Annotated in this window: 22 protein-coding genes; 5 read left to right on the forward strand and 17 right to left on the reverse strand. The window is 40.6% G+C overall.

The features are described from left to right. Positions 1–9: 9 nt before the first annotated feature. From mnmA to LV85_RS18845, 10 genes are all read right to left on the reverse strand, one after another. Positions 10–1224 (reverse strand): tRNA 2-thiouridine(34) synthase MnmA, encoded by a 1215-nt coding sequence (mnmA, locus tag LV85_RS18800; RefSeq protein ID WP_111322346.1) that lies wholly within the window; start codon positions 1222–1224, stop codon positions 10–12. A gap of 340 nt (positions 1225–1564) precedes the next feature. Next, positions 1565–2836, reverse strand: a complete 1272-nt coding sequence (locus LV85_RS18805; RefSeq protein ID WP_111322348.1) for a serine hydrolase domain-containing protein — start codon at positions 2834–2836, stop codon at positions 1565–1567. A 201-nt stretch (positions 2837–3037) separates the two neighbouring features. Further along, positions 3038–3712 (reverse strand): ROK family protein, encoded by a 675-nt coding sequence (locus LV85_RS18810; protein ID WP_111322350.1) that lies wholly within the window; start codon positions 3710–3712, stop codon positions 3038–3040. Positions 3713–4089: 377 nt separating this feature from the next. Next, the gene (locus LV85_RS18815; protein ID WP_111322352.1) at positions 4090–4443 is read right to left on the reverse strand and encodes a translation initiation factor; all 354 of its coding nucleotides are present in this window, start codon (positions 4441–4443) and stop codon (positions 4090–4092) included. A 54-nt stretch (positions 4444–4497) separates the two neighbouring features. Next, positions 4498–5346 (reverse strand): universal stress protein, encoded by an 849-nt coding sequence (locus LV85_RS18820; RefSeq protein WP_111322354.1) that lies wholly within the window; start codon positions 5344–5346, stop codon positions 4498–4500. 63 nt (positions 5347–5409) lie between these two features. Then, a complete protein-coding gene (menA, locus tag LV85_RS18825; RefSeq protein WP_111322356.1) occupies positions 5410–6330 on the reverse strand; it encodes a 1,4-dihydroxy-2-naphthoate octaprenyltransferase in 921 nt (306 codons plus the stop codon). Positions 6331–6349: 19 nt separating this feature from the next. Continuing rightward, a complete protein-coding gene (locus LV85_RS18830; RefSeq protein WP_111322358.1) occupies positions 6350–6937 on the reverse strand; it encodes a glutathione peroxidase in 588 nt (195 codons plus the stop codon). 111 nt (positions 6938–7048) lie between these two features. Next, the gene (argS, locus tag LV85_RS18835; protein ID WP_111322360.1) at positions 7049–8839 is read right to left on the reverse strand and encodes an arginine--tRNA ligase; all 1791 of its coding nucleotides are present in this window, start codon (positions 8837–8839) and stop codon (positions 7049–7051) included. Positions 8840–8907: 68 nt separating this feature from the next. Beyond that, the gene (locus LV85_RS18840; protein WP_245942377.1) at positions 8908–9312 is read right to left on the reverse strand and encodes a GxxExxY protein; all 405 of its coding nucleotides are present in this window, start codon (positions 9310–9312) and stop codon (positions 8908–8910) included. A 60-nt stretch (positions 9313–9372) separates the two neighbouring features. Next, positions 9373–10323, reverse strand: a complete 951-nt coding sequence (locus LV85_RS18845) for an arginase (RefSeq protein ID WP_111322362.1) — start codon at positions 10321–10323, stop codon at positions 9373–9375. 325 nt (positions 10324–10648) lie between these two features. Here LV85_RS18845 and LV85_RS18850 point away from each other — a divergent pair, with 325 nt between their 5' ends. The 4 genes from LV85_RS18850 to LV85_RS18870 all read left to right on the forward strand — a co-directional run bounded on the left by LV85_RS18850 (position 10649) and on the right by LV85_RS18870 (position 18043). Beyond that, complete coding sequence (locus LV85_RS18850; RefSeq protein ID WP_111322364.1) at positions 10649–11797, forward strand: methionine aminotransferase; 1149 nt, start codon at positions 10649–10651, stop codon at positions 11795–11797. 134 nt (positions 11798–11931) lie between these two features. Continuing rightward, entirely contained in the window at positions 11932–12354 is a 423-nt protein-coding gene (locus tag LV85_RS18855; protein ID WP_111322366.1) for a hypothetical protein, read from the forward strand. Between the two features lie 128 nt (positions 12355–12482). Further along, the gene (locus tag LV85_RS18860; protein ID WP_111322368.1) at positions 12483–13868 is read left to right on the forward strand and encodes an arginine decarboxylase; all 1386 of its coding nucleotides are present in this window, start codon (positions 12483–12485) and stop codon (positions 13866–13868) included. Positions 13869–15277: 1409 nt separating this feature from the next. After that, positions 15278–18043: a carboxypeptidase-like regulatory domain-containing protein gene (locus tag LV85_RS18870; protein ID WP_111322372.1), complete on the forward strand. Its 2766-nt coding sequence runs from the start codon at positions 15278–15280 to the stop codon at positions 18041–18043. Positions 18044–18050: 7 nt separating this feature from the next. Here the strand turns inward: LV85_RS18870 and LV85_RS18875 are convergent, their stop codons facing one another. The 6 genes from LV85_RS18875 to LV85_RS18900 form a co-directional block, all read right to left on the reverse strand. Beyond that, positions 18051–18611 (reverse strand): mycothiol transferase, encoded by a 561-nt coding sequence (locus tag LV85_RS18875; protein ID WP_111322374.1) that lies wholly within the window; start codon positions 18609–18611, stop codon positions 18051–18053. Positions 18612–18679: 68 nt separating this feature from the next. Further along, positions 18680–19021 carry an L-rhamnose mutarotase gene (locus tag LV85_RS18880; protein WP_111322376.1) on the reverse strand — a complete coding sequence of 114 codons (342 nt, stop codon included), beginning with the start codon at positions 19019–19021 and terminating at the stop codon, positions 18680–18682. Between the two features lie 161 nt (positions 19022–19182). After that, a complete protein-coding gene (locus tag LV85_RS18885) occupies positions 19183–19998 on the reverse strand; it encodes a sugar phosphate isomerase/epimerase family protein (protein WP_111322378.1) in 816 nt (271 codons plus the stop codon). 4 nt (positions 19999–20002) lie between these two features. Continuing rightward, positions 20003–21022: a zinc-binding alcohol dehydrogenase family protein gene (locus LV85_RS18890; RefSeq protein ID WP_111322380.1), complete on the reverse strand. Its 1020-nt coding sequence runs from the start codon at positions 21020–21022 to the stop codon at positions 20003–20005. 196 nt (positions 21023–21218) lie between these two features. Next, positions 21219–22151 (reverse strand): aldo/keto reductase, encoded by a 933-nt coding sequence (locus LV85_RS18895; protein WP_111322382.1) that lies wholly within the window; start codon positions 22149–22151, stop codon positions 21219–21221. A 282-nt stretch (positions 22152–22433) separates the two neighbouring features. Then, on the reverse strand, positions 22434–23462 hold the full coding sequence (locus LV85_RS18900) for a sugar phosphate isomerase/epimerase family protein (protein ID WP_111322384.1): 1029 nt from the start codon (positions 23460–23462) through the stop codon (positions 22434–22436). Between the two features lie 145 nt (positions 23463–23607). Between LV85_RS18900 and arfB the strand changes: the two genes are divergently transcribed. Next, a complete protein-coding gene (gene arfB, locus LV85_RS18905) occupies positions 23608–24039 on the forward strand; it encodes an alternative ribosome rescue aminoacyl-tRNA hydrolase ArfB (protein WP_111322386.1) in 432 nt (143 codons plus the stop codon). 69 nt (positions 24040–24108) lie between these two features. On the opposite strand, the gene LV85_RS18910 is transcribed toward arfB, so the two are convergent. Further along, positions 24109–24498 (reverse strand): hypothetical protein, encoded by a 390-nt coding sequence (locus tag LV85_RS18910; protein WP_111322388.1) that lies wholly within the window; start codon positions 24496–24498, stop codon positions 24109–24111. Positions 24499–24564: the final 66 nt, after the last annotated feature.

Here is a 24564-nt window from a genome sequence, read left to right on the forward strand (position 1 = left end):
ATCGTAAATCTAAAATATCGTCCCAGAACCAATACACTCTTCTCCATCATACCAGGCAACAAACTGTCCAGAAGCCACACCTTTTTGAGCTCGGTCGAAGATGACATAAAGGCCATTTTCTTTTTGGATAAGCGTTGCTCCACTGAGCGGTTGACGATAGCGGATACGTGCTTCATATCTTGCAGTTTCTCCAGTCTTGAGCTTCAGGTCTTCGCGTATCCAGTGGATCTCGTCAGTTTTGACAAAGAGCCCGTCACGAAGTAAGCCAGGATGTGTTTCCCCCAAACCTGTATAGATCACATTCTCTTGCGTATCGGTAGAAATCACAAATAATGGTTTTCCGGTTCCTCCTACATGAAGACCTTTTCTTTGGCCTACGGTGAAGTAATGTGCGCCATTATGCTCACCCAATACTTTACCCTGATCTTGGGTATAATGAGTTGGAAGTGAAATAGCATCCAATGTTTCCTGATCATAATCCTCTGGAGCAATTCCAACCGGAATTTGTTGCTTTTGGTAAATACCTAGCTCTTCTGGAATCTGTATGATTTTGCCTTTTTTAGGCTTCAATTGTTGCTGCAAGAAATCTGGCAAGCGTACTTTTCCGATAAAGCACAAACCCTGACTATCTTTTTTATCCGCAGTGATTAGATCCATTTCTTTAGCTTTTGCCCGTACTTCTGGCTTTTGCAAATGCCCAATAGGGAACAAAGCTTTAGCTAACTGACTTTGATTCAATTGACACAGGAAATAACTCTGATCTTTGTTTGGATCGGCTCCTGCAAGTAATTGATAGGCTGTTTTTCCATCTGCACCAATAGTTTCGCCTTTTTGACAATAGTGCCCAGTTGCCACAAAATCGGCTTTCAGTTTCTCGGCCGCTTTCATAAAAATATCGAATTTGATCTCTCTATTGCAAAGAATATCTGGATTGGGAGTTCTGCCGGCTTTGTATTCAGCAAACATATAATCCACGATTCTATCCTTGTATTCCTCGCTGAGGTCGATCGCTTGGAAGGGAATTCCTAGTTTCTCTGCCACCAGCATCGCATCAGTGGAATCTTCCATCCAGGGGCAATCATTGGATATAGTGACAGATTCATCGTGCCAGTTCTTCATAAACATCCCGATGACTTCGTAGCCTTGCTCGATGAGTAGGTGAGCGGCGACGGAACTATCGACCCCTCCGGAGAGGCCGACTACTACTCTTGGTCTTGTCTTCATATGCTGTAATAAGTAATGGATTCAAGGTCCATTAGGTTACAATGTGATCAGAACAGTTTTTCTTTCGGAAATGGTTCTGATCGGGGCAAAGTTAAGGGAAATCTATTTCACCGTCATTTTGAAATTATCAAATAAATATGTCATTCGTGATGACACGAAAGACGGCAAGAGAAATCTAATGAGCAAAGTTTTTTATTGATCGTGAAGGCACGGAAGAAGTCCAATGTACCTTTACTTTCTTTGCTAGAGGACCGAAGACCGAAGCAGCAATTCTGTTCTTCAACCCTTCCTTTTATTGTTTCTAGCTAGTTACTGGCAGCAAAGCGGATATCAATACATCTTAATTCGATTCTGACGGCTGGTATTTTCCATAGACTGCATCTTTAAACTTCTTGTGAAGTTTAATTTGATCGTATGGAAAAAGCTGAACGAAAAGCACCGCTGTGATCTCATTCACTGGATCTACCCAAAAAAGTGTACTTGCAGCGCCATCCCAGAAGAATTCCCCTACAATCCCATTCATTTCTTCAGCACTGGTAGGTGGAGCAACTCGTACAGCGAAATCAATTCCAAATCCAACATTTCCTTTGCTCGGAAGCCAAGATCTTTCAGTTACTGATTCAGGGAGCTGGTTGGTACTCATCAGTTGCACCGTTTCAGGCTGGAGGATTCTCGTCCCTTCAAATTCCCCTTTATGAACCAGCATTCTGGCAAAAGTCATGTAATCATCCAAGGTGGAAGTAAATCCAAACCCACCAGGAGTCAGAGGCCATTCATTAATATTAAATCGATGGGCTTCTTCGTTTGGCATTTGTTCAAGTTTCCCTTCACCAGTTCTGCGATAAGATGCAGACATCTTAGATCTATCGCCTTCAGGGACGAAGTACCTTGTTTTGCTCATTTTCAGAGGATCGAGCACATGCGTTTGCACATACTCTTTGTAAGGTGTTCCAGAGATTCTTTCTACCAAAAAAGCCTGTACATCGACTGATTGACCGTATTCCCACTGCGTTCCTGGCTGAAACCAAAGTGGAACTTCTCCGATTCTTTTGGCCATTTCAGTCAAATCGATCTCAAAACTTCTTGGATCTTTCACTGCTAAAATTTCACTCAAACCAGGGATATCCGCTCTGTTAGGAAAACCAGCAGTATGTCGTGTGATGTCCCGGATGGTCACGGATCTATCAGCATCTACAAGTTTGATGTTTCCGTTTTCATCCACTCCATCATAGACCTGCATATCCGCAAATTCAGGGGCATACTTCTCAAGAGGGTCATCCAACTGAAATTCCCCTTCTTCGTAAAGTGTCATCAATGCTGTTCCAGTGATCGGCTTGGTCATGGAATAGATCTGAACAATGGTATTTCTATCCATTTTGACCTGCTTTTCCAGATCTGCGTAGCCAAAAGCATTATAATAGACCTCTTGGTCTTTCTCAAATATCAATGCTGAAACCCCAGCTAGATTTCCGCTTGCTACAAAGCTAGATAGGGTAGAGTCAATTCTTGCTCGAGTTTGATCATTGACTAGGAGTGGAGCGGAGGGTTCCTTTTCTTGGCAACTACTTGAAAAAATGAGAATTGCGCAAGCATAGAGAAATAGCTGTTTCATGTGTTTATTATTTGAGTTTCAAGGGCCATCCCCTTAGGCACCGTGTGGAATCTTGCATCCTAATTCATCTTAGCTGGGATTGATACATAGCTGTATGATCTAGATGAGCTCGGTTTCATAGGTTTGGGTATAGCTTATCAATTGAATTGTAATCAATCCATTACATAATATATGAAAAAATGAAACAGCTGAACTTAGAATTTACAACTTGAAATCCTCTTCCCAGAATTTGAACCCGCCCTTGAAAGCATTTTCATTCGTTCCCAATCTACAGCCTTCAGGAATATTAGTTAGCAATTTAGAGTTTCCTCCTCCCAGCAAAATATCATCTGGTCTAAAGGCTGCTCTAAAGTACTCAACCATTTTTAGGACGTTTTTCTCCCATCTTTTGGAGCCTGATTTGGTCAGGTATTCTTTGCCTACATACTCTTCAAATGTCTTTTTCTTAAATGGCAAGTGACCACCTTCGATCGGGATAATGGTGTCGTGAATGACCATTGCAGTGCCAAGCCCGGTGCCCAAACCCAAGAAAAGTAATTTTTTGCCTTCATAACTACCAAGTGCCTGCATGGCGGCATCGTTGATGAATTTGATAGGGCAATTAAAAGCCGCTTGGAAATCAAAAGTATTCCAGCCTTCGCCAAGATTTACAGGCTCGCTTACTATTCTGTTTTCTTTGACCACCCCTGGGAAACCCATGGTAATCATATCGTATTCCCATTGTGCTGCATTTTCTTTGACGAGTTCGACCATTTCTTCAGGCTTAAAATCAGCTCCAGAAGGGATTTTAATACGTTCTGCAGCACCTGTTGCCAAGATTTTCACATTTGAACCCCCGATGTCGATTACGAGAATATTCTTTTTGCTTTTTTCCATCCATTGAAACTAAATAGAAATGTTTACTTAGCGAAGAAGAAATTGATTCAATTCTGAAATTTTGCTTAAAAATACTGTTGTGATTGGTCAAATAGGATTTTGCTTTCAGCTGATTGTTATTCAAAGTCTAGACTGTTTTAGGATTTTGAGTATGTGAGTGATTTCTTTTCAGCTAAGTGCATAATTACACTTCGGTCTCCCGATAGCTTCTCCCGATAGCTATAGGGAGGTCTTCCGACCAGATAAACAAAGAAGCTAAGGCAACTGGCATCATTGCGGATCATCACAAAATTTAATCCTTAAAGCAGATATAAAAATAGTTTGCTGATAAAACAAAAGCATCTTTCCATACAGCATAAGCTACTTTTCGCAGGATTTTATCCTCCAGATTTTTTGGCTTTGTACCCAGCTGCCTGAAGTACTTGCACAACTTTGTCTCGGTGATCTCCTTGGATTAATATCTCTGCATTTTTTGCCGATCCACCAACACCACACTTATTCTTGAGCATTTTGCCCAATTCTTTCAAGTCATCTTCGCTTCCGACAAAACCCTCGATCAAGGTGACTTTCTTGCCAGCTCTTGCTTTTTTGTCCAGCAAAACTTTGAGGTTTTGTTGATTTGAGGCTAGCGTCTCTTGGATGTCATTATTTCCACTTTGGAATTCAAAATCATCGCTAGTGGAATAGACCATGCCATCGCGCTTTTTCCAATCGTTATTTTTCTTTGCCATATCAAATGAAAATACCTACCCCGAGGAGTAGGTATTAGTATGCTAGTGGTGAAATTAATTAGTCTTAAATGTCCAAACTGGACGCTTAGCATGGTTGACCACATCTTCGGCTATAGAGCCAGTAAAGAAGTGAGATAAACCAGTTCTGCCATGTGTAGCCATAGCGATTAGGTCTGCATTGATATCCTCTGCGAATTCCACTATACCCTCTTCTTCGGACTGAGAATTGTAGATTTCAGCAATGGCATGCTCGATATTATACTTGTTAGCAAATGCCTTAATTCTAAGCGCAGATTCTCTTGTGGTTTCAAAACTACCTGGAGTATTGATTACCACTAAGTACAGGTCAGCGTCAAACCATTTCTGAAGGGTTTTTACGCGATTGGCTAGCTCATCTTGATCTTCTTTGAAATCACTTGCAAAAACAATCTTTTTAAATGATTCAGGGTTAGTTTGGCCTTTGACCGTTAAAACTGGACAGTGCGCTGTTCTAACGACCTTTTCAGTGTTGCTTCCTACAAGCACTTCTTCAATGCCACTAGAACCTTTTGAACCCATTACTACCAAGTCAGGATCTTCGTCTAGTATCGCCGAAGAAATATTTTGGAAGGCATTTCCAAGCACTATTTTGGTGACTAATGCGTAGTTTTTTCCTGCATATTTACTCTCCATTTCTTTGAACTGCTCCTTTCGGCGATTCATCAGTTCTATAAAGAATATCTGGTTTTCGTATTCAGCGATAGGTTCGCCACCCATGGTACCCATTCCGCTATTAGAGGGAACCTCGATGACGTGCAAAACTGTAATTACTACATTGTCAAATTTGTTTGACAGATTAGTAGCTAAATCCAGCGCGTTCTGAGCCTGCTCAGAAAAATCAAATGGAACAAGTACTTTAGTCATAAAATGTGCTGTGTTGGTTTATGCCAAATTAGCCTAAAAAAAGAGATCAGGAAAGTACTTTTATCAGCTTTTTCCTAAAAAAACTAAACCTATTCCAAATAAGAGTACCCAAACCAGGGTGGAGATTGCCATTTTTTTAAGATTAGGATCAATTGCTTCAGCATCCTTGCCTTTTTGGACATTCATACCAATTCTGATCATCATCGGGAAAACAGCAAGTGCTAGGAGAGAAGTCCATTCGTTGGTTACAAAAGCGAAAATGAACAAACAGTAGTTTCCTCCCAAAATCAAAAACCAATTGTAAATTATTGCGGCTTTCTTTCCGATTCTCACAGGAATAGACTTTTTGCCTGCAAGTTGATCGGATTCTATATCTCTAATATTATTGATGTTCAGCACAGCTGCGCTGAAAAGCCCTAAGGCTATCCCAATCCAAATGGCCGAATTGTCCCAGGCCAAACTGTGAAGGAAATAGGTGCCATAGACGCCCAGTAAGCCAAAGAAAATAAACACGGATATGTCTCCAAAACCAGCATAGCCATAAGGGTTGCTGCCGGAAGTGTAGGAGATCGATGCCCAGATTGCTGCTAAACCAAGGCCCAGGAATATCCCGAAAAGTACCCAGTCCTGAATAGCCAAATAGAGTAAAATCAAACCTGATGCTAATGCCAAGGCACCAAACACATACATGGCCTTCTTCATTTCGGGTAAGGAAATCAAACCAGACTGTACTGCTCTCACAGGCCCTTGGCGATCCTGATGATCCGCTCCGTGGATACTGTCTCCGTAGTCATTGGAGAGGTTGGAAAGGATCTGCAGAAAGATGGTGGTGAGCGCAGCAAATAGTAAGATTTCCCAGCGGAAAACAGATTTGTATGCTGCCAAAAATGAACCTGCAAAAATACTTGCTAGTGCGAGCGGTAAAGTACGAAGCCTGACCGAATGCAGCCAGGCTTCCTTTTTTGTTTGAATAGTTTGTTTCACTCAGTCCTAAAGCTTCTGATTAACCGTTAATTAAATCAATGATTTCCTGATCCATTGGTGCTACTTTCGAAGGAAAGAACTTGATCAATTCACCTTTCTCATCCAAAATGTATTTGCAAAAATTCCAGCTTGGTTCTTCGTTATTCCATCCGTTCATTTCTGCATCTGACAACCATCTGTAAAGTGGATCCTTATCAAATCCTTTCACAGATATTTTTTCAAACATGGGGAAAGTAACCCCGTAGTTTTCTGAGCAAAAGGACTTGATTTCTTCGTTAGAACCAGGTTCCTGTCCTCCAAAATTGTTGGCAGGGAAACCTAGGATTACCAATTTGTCACTATGAGCAGCGTATAGTTTTTGCAAAGCTTCGTATTGTGGGGTATAGCCACATTTGGAAGCCACATTGACTACCATGATTTTTTTGCCTTTGTAGGTGCTGAAATCTACTTCCTTTCCATTGAGGTCTTTCATTTTGAAATCGTAGAAGGATTTTGCCATGGTTTCGTCAGGTAGAGAGGAACTTTTAGATTTTGTCTCATGAGTTTTGCTGATAGAGTAAGCGCTCACAAGCAAAAGAAGACAGCCTAGAAATAATAAGTTTTTCATGTGTTTATATTTTTATATGGTCATCTCCCTGAATATCGGGCTATGGGAGAAATCTCACATAGTTTACAATCATGCCATGATCTGAAGTATGAATCATGATCGATTTCATCATTACATTCGTTCAGGTACAGCGATTCCAAGTAGTAGCATTCCTTTATTGAGAGTTTTGGCAGTATGAGCCGAAAGCGCTACTCGGAAGGCTAGTATGATTGGGTCATTTTCCAGAAATATAGGAAGATCCGCATAGAATCTGTTGTATTCCTTCGCCAAATCGAAAAGGTATTGTGCCAAAATAGCGGGGGAATAATCCGTGCCAGCTTGTGTGATTTTCTTTTCAAAATCATTCAATAAATAAATCAAACTCGATTCTGATTCTTCGATTTTAGAAATCGTAGAGAAATCTGTCTGCTTATAATCAACTCCGATTTGATCTGCCTTGCGTAAAATTGAAGCGATTCTAGCATGGGAATACTGGATAAATGGGCCGGTGTTTCCTTGGAATTCGATAGACTCTTGAGGATTGAACAACATGCGCTTCTTTGGATCAACCTTCAATAGGAAGTATTTCAAAGCTCCCATGCCAAGTGTTTCGTATAGCTCAGTTGCCTGTGCTTCATTGAAGCCGTCGATTTTACCAAGCTCTTTGGTGTGAGCAGCTGCAGTATCTACCATCTCTTGCATCAGGTCATCTGCATCTACTACAGTTCCTTCGCGAGACTTCATTTTTCCTGTAGGTAAATCTACCATGCCGTAAGACAAATGAGATAAACCATCACCATATGGTCTGCCTAGTTTACGCATGATCTTAAACAAGACATCAAAGTGATAATCTTGCTCATTTCCAACTACATATACTGACTTACTAATCCCAAAATCATCGTATTTCAAATCAGCAGTTCCCATATCTTGGGTGATGTAAACAGAAGTGCCATCAGCGCGAAGTACTAACTTCTCATCCAGTCCTTCTTCTGTCAGATCCACCCAAACTGAGCCATTGTCTTTCTTGAAAAACACTCCTTTTGCCAAGCCTTCAGTTACGATGTCTTTACCTAGAAGATAGGTGTCTGACTCATAGTAGTATTTGTCAAAACTAACGCCCATGCGTTCGTAAGTTTTTTCAAAACCAGCATAAACCCATGTGTTCATCAGCTTCCAAAGCGAAACTACCTCCTCGTCATTAGCTTCCCATTTGCGAAGCATATCCTGAGCTTCTAAGAAGAGCGGAGCATTCTTTTTGGCATCATCTTCAGATTGACCTTGTTCCTTCAGATCAGCGATCTGCTCCTTGTATTTCTGGTCAAAAATCACATAGTATTTTCCAGCTAAGTGGTCGCCTTTCAGTCCAGAGGACTCCGGAGTTTCACCCTTGCCGAAATGCTGATAAGCCACCATGGACTTACAGATGTGAATTCCTCGGTCATTTACCAGATTGGCTTTGATAACTTCATAGCCATTTGCTTCTAGGATATTTGCCACAGAGAAACCCAAAAAGTTATTTCTAAGGTGTCCTAAGTGAAGTGGTTTGTTGGTGTTTGGTGAAGAATATTCCACCATCACTTTTTGACCATTTGCAGGCAGTTGCCCCACATTTTCGTTAGCCAAAAGCTTCTGGAAGACATCCACCCAGATCATGTTGTTCAATTCCAGGTTCAGGAAACCTTTCACCACATTGAAGCCAGCTACTTCCGCGACATTTTCTTTGAGGTATTCGCCGATCAGATTGGCAGTAGCTTCTGGGGTTGCTTTGGATACCTTCAGGTAAGGGAATACCACGAAGGTGTAAGTGCCTTCAAATTCCTTGCGCGTAGGAGCGAGGCTAATCTGCTCCAAAGGAAGGTCGTGATTGAATATGTTCTGGAAGGCAAGCTGAATGCCTTTATTGATTGATTCTTGTATTTCCATAATTTTTTAACCGCAGAGCACGCAAAGATTTCGCAGAGGGCGCAATTGATTTCTTTTATGTTATTTGATTATATTCTGGGTTTCGTATTAGCAACTCTTTGAATTCCATATTTAAGTTGGGAAACATTAAAGTTAATAAGCAGACCCAGTTTGAATTTTCCGATTTTTACGTAGTTAAGCGTTTGGGCAAAATGAACATCGTTGAGTATTTCGACTGATTTTAATTCTAAAACTAATTTTCTTTCCACCAAAATATCAATGCTGTAGCCAATATCTAAGTTGATTTCATCAATTACTAATGGCATTTTTTTCTCTACTTCTACAAAAATACCAGCTTTCTGGAGTTTATAGGCTAAAACTTGCTTATAAGCATTTTCTAAAAGCCCAGGCCCTAATTGACGATGGACATCTATCGCTATTCCAATAACTCTTGTGGCAAGTTTATTTTCAAGTATGAGATCTTCGTCAATCATAATTGTTTTTTTTCTCAGTGTTCTCTGCGCAAAACTCCGCGCACTCCGCGGTTTATAAATTTAAAAATTATCCACCAAAGACTTAATAGTCGCTTCCAAGACTTCAAAGGCGTTTTCAGCCATTAAGTTCTCTGAGTCGAGCGTAGGATTCACTTCCACGATTTCCCAGCAACACACACGCTTATCCTGGATGAGTTTTACATTTAACTCTATCGCTTCCTGCACGGTCAATCCATCAGGAACTGGGGTGCCAGTACCCACGGAAATGGAGCTGTCTAAGCTGTCTACATCAAATGAAATATAGATTTGCTCGCAGTCTTTTAGCGTTTCTAGTGCTTCAGAAGCGATTTGATCAATTCCTTTGGTGCGAACTTCTTCAGTGCTAAAGTTTTTGATGCCGTAATTTTTGATCAAATGATCTTCCGGAGCTTCTGTGTCCCGCACAGTGATAAATACTATGTCACTTAGTAGGATTTTAGGGAAGTCGCCACCGATGGTTTTTATCTTTTTCCAGATTGCCAACGTGTCCTCAGATGGCTCATTTACCTGACAATCTATATTGTCAAGTTGTGATACCATGGCCAAAGGCATTCCATGCATATTTCCCGAAGGAGTAGTGAAAGGCGTATGCAAATCAGCATGTGCATCTATCCAGATCACCCCTAATCGCTTGTCAGGATCTGCAGCTTTGATTCCCATAATGGTACCTGCTGCAGTGCTATGATCACCAGCTAGTACGATGGGGAATTTCTTTTCCATCCGCAGTGATTCGATGGTGGAATAGACATTTTTGAGAACCTGATATACTCCATCTATGTATTTAGCATGCGGGAAATTATTGCCTTTCCAGAGAAAACTATTTGCATCGGGAACGTTGATCGGGTCAAACTTGGTGAAGAAGTCAGACTTCTTATCCAAGCTGGCGATTTTCAATGCATCAATTCCCATACTTGCTCCACGGGTTCCTGCCGCTAACTCAGAACGCACTTCTACTAGTTTTATATCACGCATTTTGGCTGAATTTAAAGTTATATTGGGTTGGGTAATGCGAGGCAAAAGTAGTTAAAAATGCCTTTATATGATCAATAATCAAACTTCAATTGCCATTGGCCAAACTTCAATTTTCAAAAATGTAGAACTGCCAATTTGTTGGATTGTAGTTTTTCCCTCGAATTCTTGTGGAAAAGGTTCGCAGATTTCTGCGGATATGATAGTCTAATACGTTTCACATCTTCCTCATTTAAATCAGCGTAGATCTGCGGTATTTGTCTGCGCGTATCTGCGGGAAATCAAGACAAATTATAAGATTCTACCTCAAAATCAATAGTTTTGAACTATGCCTATTTCAACGAAACTCCCCAATGTAGGAACGACCATTTTCACAGTAATGTCCAAGCTCGCAGCTGATTGTGGTGCGATTAATCTCTCGCAGGGTTTTCCTGGTTTCGATTGTGATCCTGTTTTATTGGATTTGGTGAATAAGTACATGAAAGCGGGTTATAATCAATACGCGCCGATGAGCGGAGTGCCAGCATTGCGCGAGCGGATAGCTGAGAAGACGAAGTTGGTATATGGGATTGACTTGGATTCAGAAACTGAGGTAACTGTTGTATCTGGAGCTACAGAGGCTCTTTATGCTGCTGTGACAGCCGTTGTGAAGCAAGGAGATGAAGTGATTCTTTTCGATCCAGCCTATGATTCTTATGCTCCAGCAGTAGAATTGAATGGCGGAATTCCAGTTTATGTGCCGCTTGGGATGCCTGATTTTTCGGTGAATTGGGAAAGAGTAAAATCTGCTATTTCTGATAAAACACGATTGATTATGGTTAATACACCGCACAACCCGAGCGGATATGTTTGGACGCAGGAGGATCTTGATACGCTGGCAGAAATGATTCAAGATCGGGATATTTTGGTGGTGAGTGATGAAGTGTATGAGCATATCACCTTTGACGGGAGAAAGCATCTTTCACTATTGACTCATCCGATCCTGAGAGAGCGAACTTTTGTTTGCGGTTCTTTCGGCAAGACTTTTCATGTTACAGGTTGGAAGATCGGCTTCTGTTTGGCACCGCCGAAACTCACAGAAGAATTCAGGAAGATTCACCAGTTTTTGACTTTCAGCACCGCTACTCCTTTGCAATATGCATTAGCTGATTACCTGTCTGAGCCTTCCCGCTATTTAGCACTTCCTGATTTTTACCAAAAAAAGAGAGATCTATTCTGTGTAGGGCTTAAAGAAACTCCTTTTGAATTCAGTCCAGCGCAGGGAAGTTTCTTTCAAATGGTATCGTACGCACATCTTTCTCAGGAATCTGATTACGATCTTGCAGTGCGGCTTACCAAGGAAATAGGTGTGGCGAGTATTCCTATTTCAGTATTTTTCTCTGATAAGAAGGATCATAAGATTCTTCGATTTTGCTTCGCAAAAGAGGATTCAGATCTTAATAAGGCACTGGATAAGCTAGGGGATCTAAAATTATAGAATTGTAAATCAGTTATTTAGGTCTTGGTTTTTACTTTTACTGCCTATAACCCTATAAATATTATAGGGAATATAGGTTTTTGAAAAAATCTCTTATACCTTTGGATCATTATCATAATCTAAAACTCACAAAAATGAGCGCAGTACCACAAACCAAACTTACATCTCAAGATCAGTTGACTGGTTTAGCCAATGGCTTCACCAAAGTTTCCGTTAATCAGCAGGAAATCGTGAAGATATTCAATCAGAAATCTGGTTTGGTCATGCAGGGGATGTGCAAGTTTGAGGAGGGTTTTGAAGCACTTTACCCACTTTTCAGAGGTTTGAGTGAAGCAGGGAAACCGAAGTCTTTGAATTTGAGATTTGAGACATCTGATAAATCTGCCTTTTTTCACTACCCAGTATCTAGTCAAGATGAGGTATCTATTTTCTTTTCGCAACTGATCCTACTTTTGCAAAAGGAAGTGAAATTCAAAAAGGTATTGAAGGAGGTAATCACAAATCTAAATCAGTTTAAAGCTGAGCAATCCTTGCTTCAGTATGCGATGATGGATTAAGTAGAAACGAAGAAATTATTACATTTCACTAATATTGGGGCAGTCCACAGGGATTTGTCCCTTTTTCATTTGAATTCATCTGAGAAAAAGCAATTTTTGTGGGGCTTTAACACCAATTATTCTTGCTAATGAATACCTACAAAGATCTGATTGAGCAGACATTTGATTTTCCTACCAAAGAATTTAAGGTAGAAAATAATGAATTGCACTTCAATGGAGTGAATATGATGGAGATCATAGAGACCTATGGTACTCCACTTAAGCTTTCCTACCTGCCGAAAATCTCTGAGAGTATCCAGAACGCAAAGACGTATTTTAAGAATGCGATGGAGCAGCATGACTACAAGGGCAATTACACCTATTGCTACTGTACTAAGTCATCGCACTTCAGTTTTGTGCTCAACGAGGCTTTGAAAAATGACATCCACATTGAGACTTCCTCGACTTTTGATATTCCATTAGTGAGAAGTTTGTATGCTCAAGGCAAGATTACTAAGAACACTTATATAATCTGCAACGGCTTCAAGAGGGAATTGTACAAGCAGTACATCTCTGAATTGCTTAATGACGGTTTTGTGAATTGTGTTCCGATTTTGGATAATTTGACTGAGATCGATTATTATCTAGAGCATGTGAAAGTTCCTTTCCAAGTTGGGATTAGAATCGCTGCGGATGAGGAGCCAAAGTTTGGTTTTTATACCTCAAGACTAGGTGTGAGATACAATGACATTATCAAGCTGTACGAAGATAAAATCAAGGATAATCCAAATGTAAGCCTGAAAATGCTTCATTTCTTTATCAATTCAGGTATTCGGGATACAGCTTATTATTGGTCTGAATTGACTCGATTTATACAGAAATATGTAGATCTGAAGAAGGTTGCACCTACATTGGATACCATGGATATCGGTGGTGGTTGGCCGATCAAGACCAATGTCTTTTTTGATTATGATTACCAATATATGGCGGAGCAAATCGTCAAAAACATCAAGTGGATGTGTGGCAAAAACAATACAGATGAGCCTAATATTTTCACGGAATTTGGAAGTTATACAGTAGGAGAGAGCGGAGCGGTATTGTATTCGGTTTTGGAAGAAAAGCTTCAGAATGATAAGGAGCTTTGGTATATCATTGATGGATCTTTTATTACACAACTTCCTGATAGCTGGGGACTTAACCAGAAGTATATCATGCTTGCCGTGAACAATTGGGATGCGGAATATCATAACATCAACCTCGGAGGATTGACCTGTGATAGTATGGATTATTATAATTCGGAAGCACACCAGTTCAATATCTACCTTCCTAAGCCTGAGAAGAAAGTTCAGTACTTGGGCTTCTTTCATACTGGAGCTTATCAGGAATCTCTTGGAGGATATGGAGGAATTCAGCATTGCCTGATCCCTGCGCCTAAACACGTGTTGATTGAAAAGGATGCAGATGGAAATATATCACATCGACTTTTCGCAGAAGACCAGACCGAAGAGAGTATGTTAAAGACACTTGGATACTAACATAGAAAACCGCTCCCGAATGAGAGCGGTTTTTCTGTACCTATTTTTCAAGACCCGAGTTGTCCTGCTTCTCCAGAAGCTGGACTTTTCTTGGATTCATGCTGCTTCTGGAGAAGCAGCATAACTTCAGGTGTTATTTATTCCAACTGAATGCATGGTTTTTTCATATTTCACGAGTCGTTCCTCTGGAACGAAAAATACTTCTCGATAGATTCTTATCTACAGACCAGACGTTCCTAGGGAACGTTTTAGAATTCAAGCTAACAGCAGTCAGGATACTTCATTATCGTTGGTCCAAGTCATGAGAATTGATCCAGTTAGAAAGGGGAGGATGTTTTGATCTGTTTTCCAATATGAATGGCATGAGGCAGCTCCAGAGGAGCGGTATTTTTGTAGCCCCAGGTTTTAACCTGGGGTTACAAAAATTATTATTTTATCCGGGTTTTGGCAGAAATGCAGTCAATCGAGCATTCCCGGTTCGCCAAAACGAGAGGATTTTGAAAGGAGCAAGAGACAATAATTTTTTCAGCAAAGCTCCGAGTTGTCTTGCTTCTCCATAAGCTGGACTTTTTTGATTCATGTTGCTTCTGGAGAAGCAGCATAACTTCAGATGTTATTTGTTCCAACTGACTGCATGGTTTTTTCATATTTCACGAGTCGTTCCTCTGGAACGAAAATACTTCTCGATAGACTCTTATCTACAGACCAGACGTTCCTAGGGAACGTTTTGTAACTTAGCCTAACAGCAGTTAGGAGATTGCATTATTGTTGGTCCAAGTCATAAGGGTTGAGCCAGTTAGAAGGGGGGGGTGATCTGTTTTCCTATATGAATTGTAAGAGGCAGCTCCATAGGAGCGATATTTTTGTAGCCCAGGTTTTAACCTGGGGTAGAAATTTTTGTCGTGTCTGGGTTTTGGCAGAAATGCAGTCAATCGCGCATTGCCGGTTCGCCAAAACGAGAGGATTTTGAGAGGAGTGTTTTGTGTATGTTTTGATCTGTTTTCCTAACTGAATGGCATGAGACATCATTTTATTTTCAAAGCTCCGAGTTGTCCTGCTTCTCCATAAGCTGGACTTTTTGGATTAATGCTGCTTCTGGAGAAGCAGCATAACTTCAGATGTTATTTGTTCCAACTGAATGCATGGTTTTTTCATATTTCACGAGTCGTTCCTCTGGAACGAAAATACTTCTCGATAGACTCTTATCTACAGACCAGACGTTCCTAGGGAACGTTTTGTAACTTAGCCTAACAGCAGTTAGGAGATTGCATTATTGTTGGTCCAAGTCATAAGGGTTGAGCCAGCTAGAGTTTTTTGTTGGTATATCTTACTTCGCCTAAAACAAAAATGTATCAATGTGATTTTTCACCAAAACTTCTATCTTAGTGAACTGACCCAATTTCTACCTAATGACTTCATACGCAGCTAGATTACTGTACTTTTTGTTGGCTGTGGGTTTTATCAATTTTTCTGTAAATGCTCAAACGATTTCGGGAACTGTAAAAGATTCGAAAACTGGTGAACCCATGCCCTTTGCCAATGTATTTATAAACAATACAACTATTGGAAGCACTACTGATGAGCAGGGCAACTATTCGATTTCTGGTAAATTTTCTAGGACAGTTGAGTTGGTGGCCTCGTTTGTAGGTTATGAGACGAGTACTAAAACTTTAAATATTTCAGGTGCCACGAAAGCTAATTTCTCCTTGAACCCTTTGGAATCTATACTGTCTGAAGTAGAATTAAAAAGTAGGAGAGACAAGAAATGGGAACGTGATCTACGTCGATTTAAGGAAGTGTTTTTGGCAGTACCAGACGATCCTTTCTCATCTCAACTAGAAATTAAAAATCCTTGGGTGCTGGACTTCGAAACTGTAAAAGAAAATGGTCCTAACTATGTTCATGCTACAGCCCAAGCTCCTTTACAAATTGCAAATAATGCCTTAGGTTATGATGTGACCTATTATTTGACTGATTATCGTTTTTATAATAATCGGTCCAGTTATTTGGGGTTTGTGTTTTTCAGCCCTCAGGATATTAGTGATTCAACTGCTTTAGCGACTTTGGATGCCAATAAAGAGACGAGCTATATAGGTTCGATTCGTCATTTATTTAAATCAATCCTATTGAGCAATGTGGCTGAGGAAAACTTTGAGATTTATGAACTTGATAAATCTTCCATGTTGCGGGAAAGAACGAATGTTTACCATGAGGAACTTGGCAAGTCAATCAAACTTTTAGACGGGGATTCTATACAGCGCATACCGCTAGAAAATGGAAATTATAGAATCGTATGGCCATTCGAGGCAGAAATTCACTACAAAAATAAAACCTGGTGGAATGATTATTACACAGACCTGTATCATCCGATCAGCTGGATCACGGCTCCATTGGGCTACTTTGATATTGACCGAAATGGTGTGCCGGTGATGCCATCACAGGTGGTTCTATCTGGATACATGGGGCGGGCGCGAATGGGTAGATTTTTACCATATGATTTTATGCCCTCTGAGACTTTTGAAAAATACCTGGCTGAGGTAGACACTAGCCTGCAGCAAATCACACGCTGGAATAATCTGCGTGAAAGACCCTATTTCAGTACGAATAAACCCTATTATTATCCTGGTGAGACAGTCTGGCTTGGTGGTGAAATGCTCTATCAAAATAAGATTATGTCTGATTCGCTGAGCAGAGTACTCTATGTGGACCTAATGGATAAAAACGCCAAAATCATTCAATCAGAGACTTTTCCTATCAAAGGAGGTAAGATCTCGGGAGCTTTGGTTTTACCTAAAGAACTCCAATCAGGTGATTACTTTCTTCGAGCATATACTGAGTGGATGCGTAATTTTCCGGAACAGGATATTTTTCTTCGAGCAGTTCCTATACTGAAAAAGGAAGAAAATGTAACAGCTGTTCCAATTTCTAATCCTGACCTATTTGGGGATTTGACTATTTCGATGATGGACACCATTTACAACAGAGATTCTTATAAGGAGATGAAAATCGACTTATCTTTTCTGGATGAGACGGAGGAATTGACGGATGCTCACTTTACCCTTTCTTTGACTGATGCTGATTTGGTATCAACGATTGGAGATAGTCCGTCTATAATTAGCGCAATGGAATGGCTGGATAAATCGCCTTCACCTACCAATTTTTCACTCAGTAATCATCAGATAGAGTATGGGATTACAGTCGATGGCCAATTCAAAAGTGATAAAAAGCGCGATCCTGTGATTAATCCTATCACCATTGTCAGAGATGATTTGGCTGATTATGGCATAGTAAAAACAGATTCTTCGGGGTATTTCCGAGCTACAGGATTGTTTTTCACGGATACGGCTACGATTTCAATTGCCGCTATGGATTCAAAGCAAAGGCATTATGGATCGGTTACGGTAAATGAAAAGACTAAACCTCTTTTCGTAGGTTCATATCCTAAACTCAATTATCAAACCTACCAGAGACAAGACGATGGATTAAAGTTTGATATCTCAGGGGATTATGTGTTGCTGGAAGAATTTGTGAAAGAAGATGAAAAGATTGAAACCATGGAGGATCGAAACTATGGGTATGGGCCTTCGGATCGAGAAATTAGTGGTGATAAATTGGCAACTATTTCGCCTGAGGCTTTGGCTGGACAATTAGGTTTTAAGAATGGTTGGAAAACTATTGGGAATTACAATTTTGGCTTAAAGGCATCAAACCCGTTATTAATTATCGATGGTGCTCAATATCCATTTTTAGATAATGAAAGCTTTGATATTTTGATAAGTACATTTATACCTGCTGAATTAGAATCCATCAAAGTCTACACCTTTAATTCAGCTTCCTTTGGTATGGCAGGATTTGGCGGGGTAATAATGATTACTACCAAAAAAGGCCAGAGAACTAAGCCTGGGAAGGATAACGCATTTAACTCTTCCGAATTTCAGCAATTCCATATTCGTGGCTTTTCTCCTGAAATTGCATTCCCGGATAATTATGAAAATGAAGATCCAGTAGAGATTAAACCTACACTGTATTGGAATGCAAATGCTGAAACTGATGGAGGAACTTACTTTTTCAAAGTAAAAATCCCTCAAGCTCTGAAACGTATGAATCTGAGAGTTGAGGGATTAACAAAGGACGGTTTGGCCTTTGAGAAGACTTTTGAGATCGATGTGAAGTAAGAAGACCTTACTCTGGTAATCTGCTTTTCAGCATGTTGATTTGGCCCATGTGATTGGCCTGATGTTCCATCACATGAAACCAAGCCCAATGATTATCTGTCTGTCCTCCTTTTGCAAGCTTCGCAAACCATTTATCGTCTTTCTCCTTGAGTGTTTCCAAGGTCTTTTGGCGAACCTGTGCCCATATATCTAAGTAGTATTGAATAGGTTTTCCAACAAATTCTACTCTTGCTTCATCGCCTAGGTTCAAAGCGGTTTCCCATTTCTCTTTTTCGGCCTCATTAAATCCTCTGCCTTCAAATGTGTAAGCTTGATAATATACTTCTGTTGCGGCCAAGTGCATAATCATCGCACCAATTCGATTTGCTTTATCATCTAATAGAAAATCTGTCTGTTCCTGATTGAGCTCTTGTGTGCTGTAAATTATCCTTGCTCTAAGGTTTTCCAGCATGGACACCATCATTCCTGTATCATGATCATATCCTTTTGGGGGATTCATCGTGTTTTGGGCAAAGAGCAAGGTTGAACTGAGCAAAACCAAGGAGAACAATAGAGAGAATTTTTTCATTTGGGTAAAAGTTTGTGAGTCAGCAAAATGCCTATTAAATGAGAAATCAGCTAATCAATTATTGTTAATTACGCTCCGGACTTAAAAATTCTATTCATCAGCACCCACTTTTCTCCAGGCTTAGCCCATGGAATCGGCTGCTGATATTTCCACATAAAATCTTCCCATTCGGCGATTTTTGGGTTGGTTGCATCGAACTTGGCTTTGACTTCGAAGTCGAACTCATCGACAGTTTCCAGTAGCATAAACATGCGATTGCCTGTTCGGAAAATTTCAATATTGAGAATGCCGGCATCTATATCATGTTGTGTGACTTCAGGCCAGGCAGCTCCGGCCGCATGATGCTGCTCGTATTCTTTGATAGATTCCTCATCGTCAATGAGGTCAAGTGTCAGTGCGAAACGTTTCATTTTATTAGTATCAAGATATCAGATTTAAGACATTAGACTTAAGACATAAGATTTTAGAGTCAAGAGTCTAGAATCAAGAATAGGAGAAAGTTTAATTGAAAATTCATGGCTTGGAGTACCTAAGAATCTCGTAAATCGTATTTCGTAAATCCCACTTCCGTTTAGCGAAACCATTTCCTAAACTCCTCAATAGTCTGCTCAGCAGCTTCATCAGGATTAGGGTAGGGGAAAGCTTCAGCTGAAGCATAACCAGCATAACCAATTGTTTTCAAAGCATCGGCTATTTCCTTCATCGAAGTATGTCCAAAACCCATAGCACGTCTATTACTATCCGCAAAGTGCAGGTGTCCGATATTTTTCCCCCAGTTCAGAATACTTTCTTCCAAATTGCCTTCTTCAATATTCATGTGAAATAAATCAGCCAATAGCTTCACCGACTTGGTATCCAAAGAATCCATAAAGTTTGATCCAGCTTCTATGGTATTAAGCAAGTTGGTTTCGTAGCGATTTAGAGGCTCATAGATCAAAGTGACCCCTTTCGATTCGGCATGCTTCCCAAGTTGATTCAATCCTTCTGACAGCCAAGACATTGTTTCCTCTCTGTTATTTCCAGGAAGTACATTTCCCTGCATGGAACCTATAATTGCGGGTGCTCCAAAGGCAGCTCCGAAATCCATCATATCCTTTATAAATGAAATTGCTTTTTCTCGAATTGCTGGATCAGGATCTGTAAGTGTTAAACCATGAATTACCTTACCAGCTCCAGTTCCTACAGCAGCTAGTTCCAGCTTGTATTGAGCTAGAAGGTCTTTTAATCTAGGAATTTCAATCGCATCAGCAGAAGCTGTGAAAAGTTCTATTGCGTCAAAGCCAAGCTTGGAAGCTTTCGCCATTCCAGCTTCCAGGTCTTCCCAGAATATCCAAGGGCCAGTTTTGATTTGAGGTACTAGAGCGATTGTTACGCAGGATTTTATCATTTTCTTATTTATCAAAATCAATCATTATTTTAATTATTCCCTCTTGGCTCTCAGCCCAATCTGCAAGAGCTTTTTCGGACTCATCAATGGTCACCACTTTGCTGATAACCTCATCCACAGGGAATTTTCCTTGTTCTAAATATTCGATTACTTCAGGGAATTCGGTGGTGCAATTTCTCGAACCTAGAATCTCAATTTCTTTTTGCACAAAAAGAGAAGTATTGAATTCCACAGGTGCTTTTGCGTAGCCAATGCAGACAACTCTGCCAGTAAAAGCCACTTCTTCCACAGCTTGACGATAAGTTATAGGACTTCCCACTGCTTCGATGATCACGTCTGGGCCATCGTTGGTAGTCATTTCCTGAAGGGTCTGATGTAGATCTATCTTCTTTGGATTGATGGTGTGTTTCACTCCTATTTTCTTTGCTATAGCGAGCTTTGCGTCGTCCAGATCAATTGCGATCACTTCAGCTCCTTTATTCACCGCTGATGCTACAGCTCCCAAGCCTACGATTCCACAGCCGATTACTGCTACACGATCCTGAGCTGTCACCTTTGCGCGATTCACAGAGTGAAAACCAACCGTCAGCGGCTCCGCCAAAGCTAATTCACGTAAGGATAATTTTTCAGAAGGAAACACATCTTGCCAAGGCAAGGCAATGTATCGGCACATGGCACCAGGACGACGAACTCCCATCGTCTTATTTTCCTTGCATGCATTTCGGGCGCCCTTGCGGCAAGCAATACATTTTCCACAATTCAAGTAAGGATAAACCGTCACTTTCATTCCAACTTTGATGTTCTCAGGAATATCAGTTCCGAGTTCTTCGATAGTTCCCCCAACTTCATGCCCTAGGATATTTGGATATTCCTGTAGCGGAAAAAGTCCTCGATAAGAATTCAGATCTCCACCGCAAAAGCCAACCATACCGACTTTTAGGAGAACTTCTCCGGATTTAGGTGTTGGTTTTTCGACTTCTCGAAGTTCTGTTTTACCGATATCGGTGAGTACTAATGCTTTCATGAGGTTTGAGGTTTTTAGTTTAATACTTTACTATATAGCGACTTCGACTTCGCTCAGTCTGACACGATTGTCACCCTGAGCGAAGTCGAAGGGTTATTTCTTACTAACAGATCGCTTCACTTCCCGACGAATCGAGACATGCTCTCCGTCGTTTGCGATGAAGGTCGCTTCCGTCTCCCGTCTTCGGTCTCCCAGCTTATATATTATTCTCCGCTTTCCCTTCAAACCACATTTGGTTTTTGACAGGAGCGACGAGTGTTTCGATTTCTTCCAAAAGACCATCTGGAATCCTGAAATCAAGCACGGATACATTTTGGGTGATGGTGGCTAAATCACACATTCCTACGATTGTGGTAGAAATATCAGGATGATCCAAGGCGTAGCGAATAGCCACATCGCTGAGCTTCACGCCATATTTCGCACAAAGGCTAAGTAGTTGCGATTGCATATCCTTCATCGCTTGTGGAGATCTATGCCATTCCGGCAATGGAGCATCCGAAAGTATGCGCTGCATCAAAGGAGCTGCATTCATCAAACCGAAGCACTTTTCTTTCGAAAGAGGGACGAGCTCACGGTTGATTTCATCTTCCAGTAGATTATAATGCGCCCAAGAAAGAACTGTATCTACATCTATATTTCTCGTGATTTCGGCTAGGTAATTTACCGGCAAACCAGTAATTCCTATAAAACGAGCTTTGCCGGATTCTTTCAGTTTTACTAGTGTCGGCCAAGCTTCATTGATGATTTGCTCTTTGTCCACAAACTCTATGTCATGAAGCTGGAGGAGATCGACGTAATCTGTTTTCAGTCTGGATAGAGATTCATCTACGCTTTTCAGAATTCGCTTTTCAGAAAAATCAAATTCCTGTAAGTCATAGCGACCGCATTTTGTAGCTAAAATCACCTTGTCACGCTTTCCTTCGAGCGCATTTCCCAGTCGCTTTTCCGCCAGGGTAAGACCATAAAAAGGAGAAACATCGAAAAAATTCACACCATGATCGATCGCATAGGCTACGGCTCGGTAACCGTCTTTTTCGTCAGAAACATTGAATACATCTCCCATAGGTGATGCTCCAAATCCCAGAATAGACAAGTCTAGTCCAGTGTTTCCTAACTTTCTGTATTCCATAAATTAGGTTATTCTTGGGGTTGTTATTTTACAAATCCAATATATGGAGATTTTGTGAGGAGGGAAAGTTGGTAGCTAATATCCCTGAATATTCATGGAGCTTAGTATCGAAAGTCCAGTAAAATGAGTGAGGTTGAGGTGTTTCTCTTAGATCTTTTAATTGCTGTTTTCTGCGTCCAATTTAAGTTTGACTATCCTACAAAAACTAAAAGCGGCAGTGCTTATACTGCCGCTTCAAAAAAGTAGTTTGAAAAACCAATTATGGAAAATTAAATTTCTACACTAAACTAGTGCTTTTTTACAAAATTCAACACATTTCTGAACCTCTTTGACAGCATCTGATCCTTCAGGGATCTGGTATTCCAACTCAATGGTAGCCGGGAACTTATACTTATTTTTTGCCATCAGATTTAATAATTCAGGGATAGGCGTGTCTCCAGTTCCCCACGGCAAGTTTCCTTTGCCGTTGGCAGGGGTTTGACGGTCTTTGGTATGCATGCTGAGAATGCGCTTATGTTGCTTTTCTATCAGAGGAATTAGGTCTGTATTTCCTGCAGCGATGTAATGCCCTGCGTCTAGATTTAGCCCATTTCTCTTGCTTTGCTCTAACGCAGTGTCCCAAAATGTAAAGGTCTCCTGCTCATGACCATGATAGCCAACAGACATTTTATATTTTTCTCCTAGTTTCCCCAGGCGTAAGGTATGTGCATCATTTGAAGGATGCTCAAGAGTGACATGACTAGCACCCAAAGCCTTCGCAGCAGTCATTCCATAGGCGATTTCTTCATCGGAAGCATTTATACCAAAAGCATTTGGTTTAAAAGCATATATGCTGACCCCTGCATCGTTGTACATTTTACGCATTTTCTCAAAAGGCGCCGTACCAACCTTATTTCTCCATGCTGCAACTTCTTTTCCGTAAGCCTCAGACTGAGCAGTCATATCTGCTAGCTTGGCTTTTTCCTCAGTAGTGAGTTCTTCTCCTTTTCTTTGTTTTGATCTAAGCGGGTACATTTCCCGCATGTTGACAGGATTCGTTGGTTTTCCTGCGAAAGACTCTGCCGGATCGCCCATAAGTTCTATGGCAGAAAGCCCAGAATCAAGTACATATTGAAGGGTTGCCTCGGCGCTCTGATCTGGTAAAGATCTGAATGAATAGGTAATACAGCCTATTTGTACTCCATTGATCAAAGAGTTTGGCTTATTAAGAGACTTGATGATGGCTGGAGCGCCCTGCAGCCAGGATGGAGCCATCGCTAGTCCACCTATTCCAAGTGCGGATTTTATGAGGAATTCTCTTCTATTTTTCATGTTGTTCTGGGTTTGAGTACTGAGTTAAACTTCAAATTAGTATTTACTTTTTCTTTTTTACTGAAAAGTTTACCCATAATTTCATTTTCGGGCTGAGAGGTCATATACTCGTTTAAAGATTTTGCCTGATAAAAATTACTGAGAAATGGATTACGAAGTAAATAATATTACCAAGAGGATAGCTAGGGGAGACTTTCTCAGTGAGTTACAATTCAATACCTCGAGGAGTGGAGGTGCAGGCGGACAGCATGTAAATAAGGTTGAATCCAAAGTTCAACTGAAATTTGATATCCCTAATTCCCGTCAGTTGAGCGAGGAGGAAAAGGCAATGGTGCTAGAAAAACTGCAGACTAAAACTGATCAAGATGGGGTGTTGCAGTTGCAGTCACAGGAAAAGCGATCACAAATTCAAAATAAGGAGTTGGTGATCCGGAAGTTCGAGGACCTGCTGCGTAAGGCTTTTCAAAAGAAGCGAATCCGAAAAGCTACCAAACCAAAAAAAGGAGCAATCGAGAAGCGGCTCAAAGCAAAAAAAAATCAGGCGGAGAAAAAGGCAAATCGTAACTGGAAAGCGTAAAGTTTTGGCAGTTGTCGCAGTGATCAGTTTTCAGTCGCAGGAGCTATTGTGATAAGTTTCGATTCAGTATTAGAAGTCTTTTATCAGGACTGTGTATTGTTTCGTTGAATCAGGTTTGTAGATCTGAATGGGGTAATTGCCAGTAGGCTTCATTATTTGTAAGGTGTAAACTGGTTCTGTATTTGAAATAATATTCAATTTATCCTGATTTCGGAAAAGCTTGTAATCATCCAGTTTTAAATCCAAGTATCTGTCAATATTGTCGAATTTTTTGATGTAGATAGTGTCATTATCAAGTCCCGTAATAGGAGCACTTGCTAATGAGTCTAAAACATTCTCCTGATGCTCGTAGGTAGGTTTTTCCTGGGTTAACTCACGGAATTTGGTCTGATAACCCTGTGAGAAAGAAACAGCATAAGTGCTGATAGTCAGTAAAATAACTAGGATTTGCTTTTTCATATCTCTTATAAATTAATGATAGCTCAGCATCTCACCATGCATTTGGGCATGAAAGTTTAAAACTGG

This window comes from Algoriphagus chordae (assembly GCF_003254055.1).
GTDB lineage: Bacteria > Bacteroidota > Bacteroidia > Cytophagales > Cyclobacteriaceae > Algoriphagus > Algoriphagus chordae.

Bases quoted from the DNA above. Each gene is read 5' to 3' on its own strand.
- mnmA (WP_111322346.1), bottom strand. From the start codon at position 1,224: ATGAAGACAAGACCAAGAGTAGTAGTCGGCCTCTCCGGAGGGGTCGAT.
- LV85_RS18805 (WP_111322348.1), bottom strand. From the start codon at position 2,836: ATGAAACAGCTATTTCTCTATGCTTGCGCAATTCTCATTTTTTCAAGT.
- LV85_RS18810 (WP_111322350.1), bottom strand. From the start codon at position 3,712: ATGGAAAAAAGCAAAAAGAATATTCTCGTAATCGACATCGGGGGTTCA.
- LV85_RS18815 (WP_111322352.1), bottom strand. From the start codon at position 4,443: ATGGCAAAGAAAAATAACGATTGGAAAAAGCGCGATGGCATGGTCTAT.
- LV85_RS18820 (WP_111322354.1), bottom strand. From the start codon at position 5,346: ATGACTAAAGTACTTGTTCCATTTGATTTTTCTGAGCAGGCTCAGAAC.
- LV85_RS18830 (WP_111322358.1), bottom strand. From the start codon at position 6,937: ATGAAAAACTTATTATTTCTAGGCTGTCTTCTTTTGCTTGTGAGCGCT.
- argS (WP_111322360.1), bottom strand. From the start codon at position 8,839: ATGGAAATACAAGAATCAATCAATAAAGGCATTCAGCTTGCCTTCCAG.
- LV85_RS18840 (WP_245942377.1), bottom strand. From the start codon at position 9,312: ATGATTGACGAAGATCTCATACTTGAAAATAAACTTGCCACAAGAGTT.
- LV85_RS18845 (WP_111322362.1), bottom strand. From the start codon at position 10,323: ATGCGTGATATAAAACTAGTAGAAGTGCGTTCTGAGTTAGCGGCAGGA.
- LV85_RS18850 (WP_111322364.1), top strand. From the start codon at position 10,649: ATGCCTATTTCAACGAAACTCCCCAATGTAGGAACGACCATTTTCACA.
- LV85_RS18855 (WP_111322366.1), top strand. From the start codon at position 11,932: ATGAGCGCAGTACCACAAACCAAACTTACATCTCAAGATCAGTTGACT.
- LV85_RS18860 (WP_111322368.1), top strand. From the start codon at position 12,483: ATGAATACCTACAAAGATCTGATTGAGCAGACATTTGATTTTCCTACC.
- LV85_RS18870 (WP_111322372.1), top strand. From the start codon at position 15,278: ATGACTTCATACGCAGCTAGATTACTGTACTTTTTGTTGGCTGTGGGT.
- LV85_RS18875 (WP_111322374.1), bottom strand. From the start codon at position 18,611: ATGAAAAAATTCTCTCTATTGTTCTCCTTGGTTTTGCTCAGTTCAACC.
- LV85_RS18880 (WP_111322376.1), bottom strand. From the start codon at position 19,021: ATGAAACGTTTCGCACTGACACTTGACCTCATTGACGATGAGGAATCT.
- LV85_RS18885 (WP_111322378.1), bottom strand. From the start codon at position 19,998: ATGATAAAATCCTGCGTAACAATCGCTCTAGTACCTCAAATCAAAACT.
- LV85_RS18890 (WP_111322380.1), bottom strand. From the start codon at position 21,022: ATGAAAGCATTAGTACTCACCGATATCGGTAAAACAGAACTTCGAGAA.
- LV85_RS18895 (WP_111322382.1), bottom strand. From the start codon at position 22,151: ATGGAATACAGAAAGTTAGGAAACACTGGACTAGACTTGTCTATTCTG.
- LV85_RS18900 (WP_111322384.1), bottom strand. From the start codon at position 23,462: ATGAAAAATAGAAGAGAATTCCTCATAAAATCCGCACTTGGAATAGGT.
- arfB (WP_111322386.1), top strand. From the start codon at position 23,608: ATGGATTACGAAGTAAATAATATTACCAAGAGGATAGCTAGGGGAGAC.
- LV85_RS18910 (WP_111322388.1), bottom strand. From the start codon at position 24,498: ATGAAAAAGCAAATCCTAGTTATTTTACTGACTATCAGCACTTATGCT.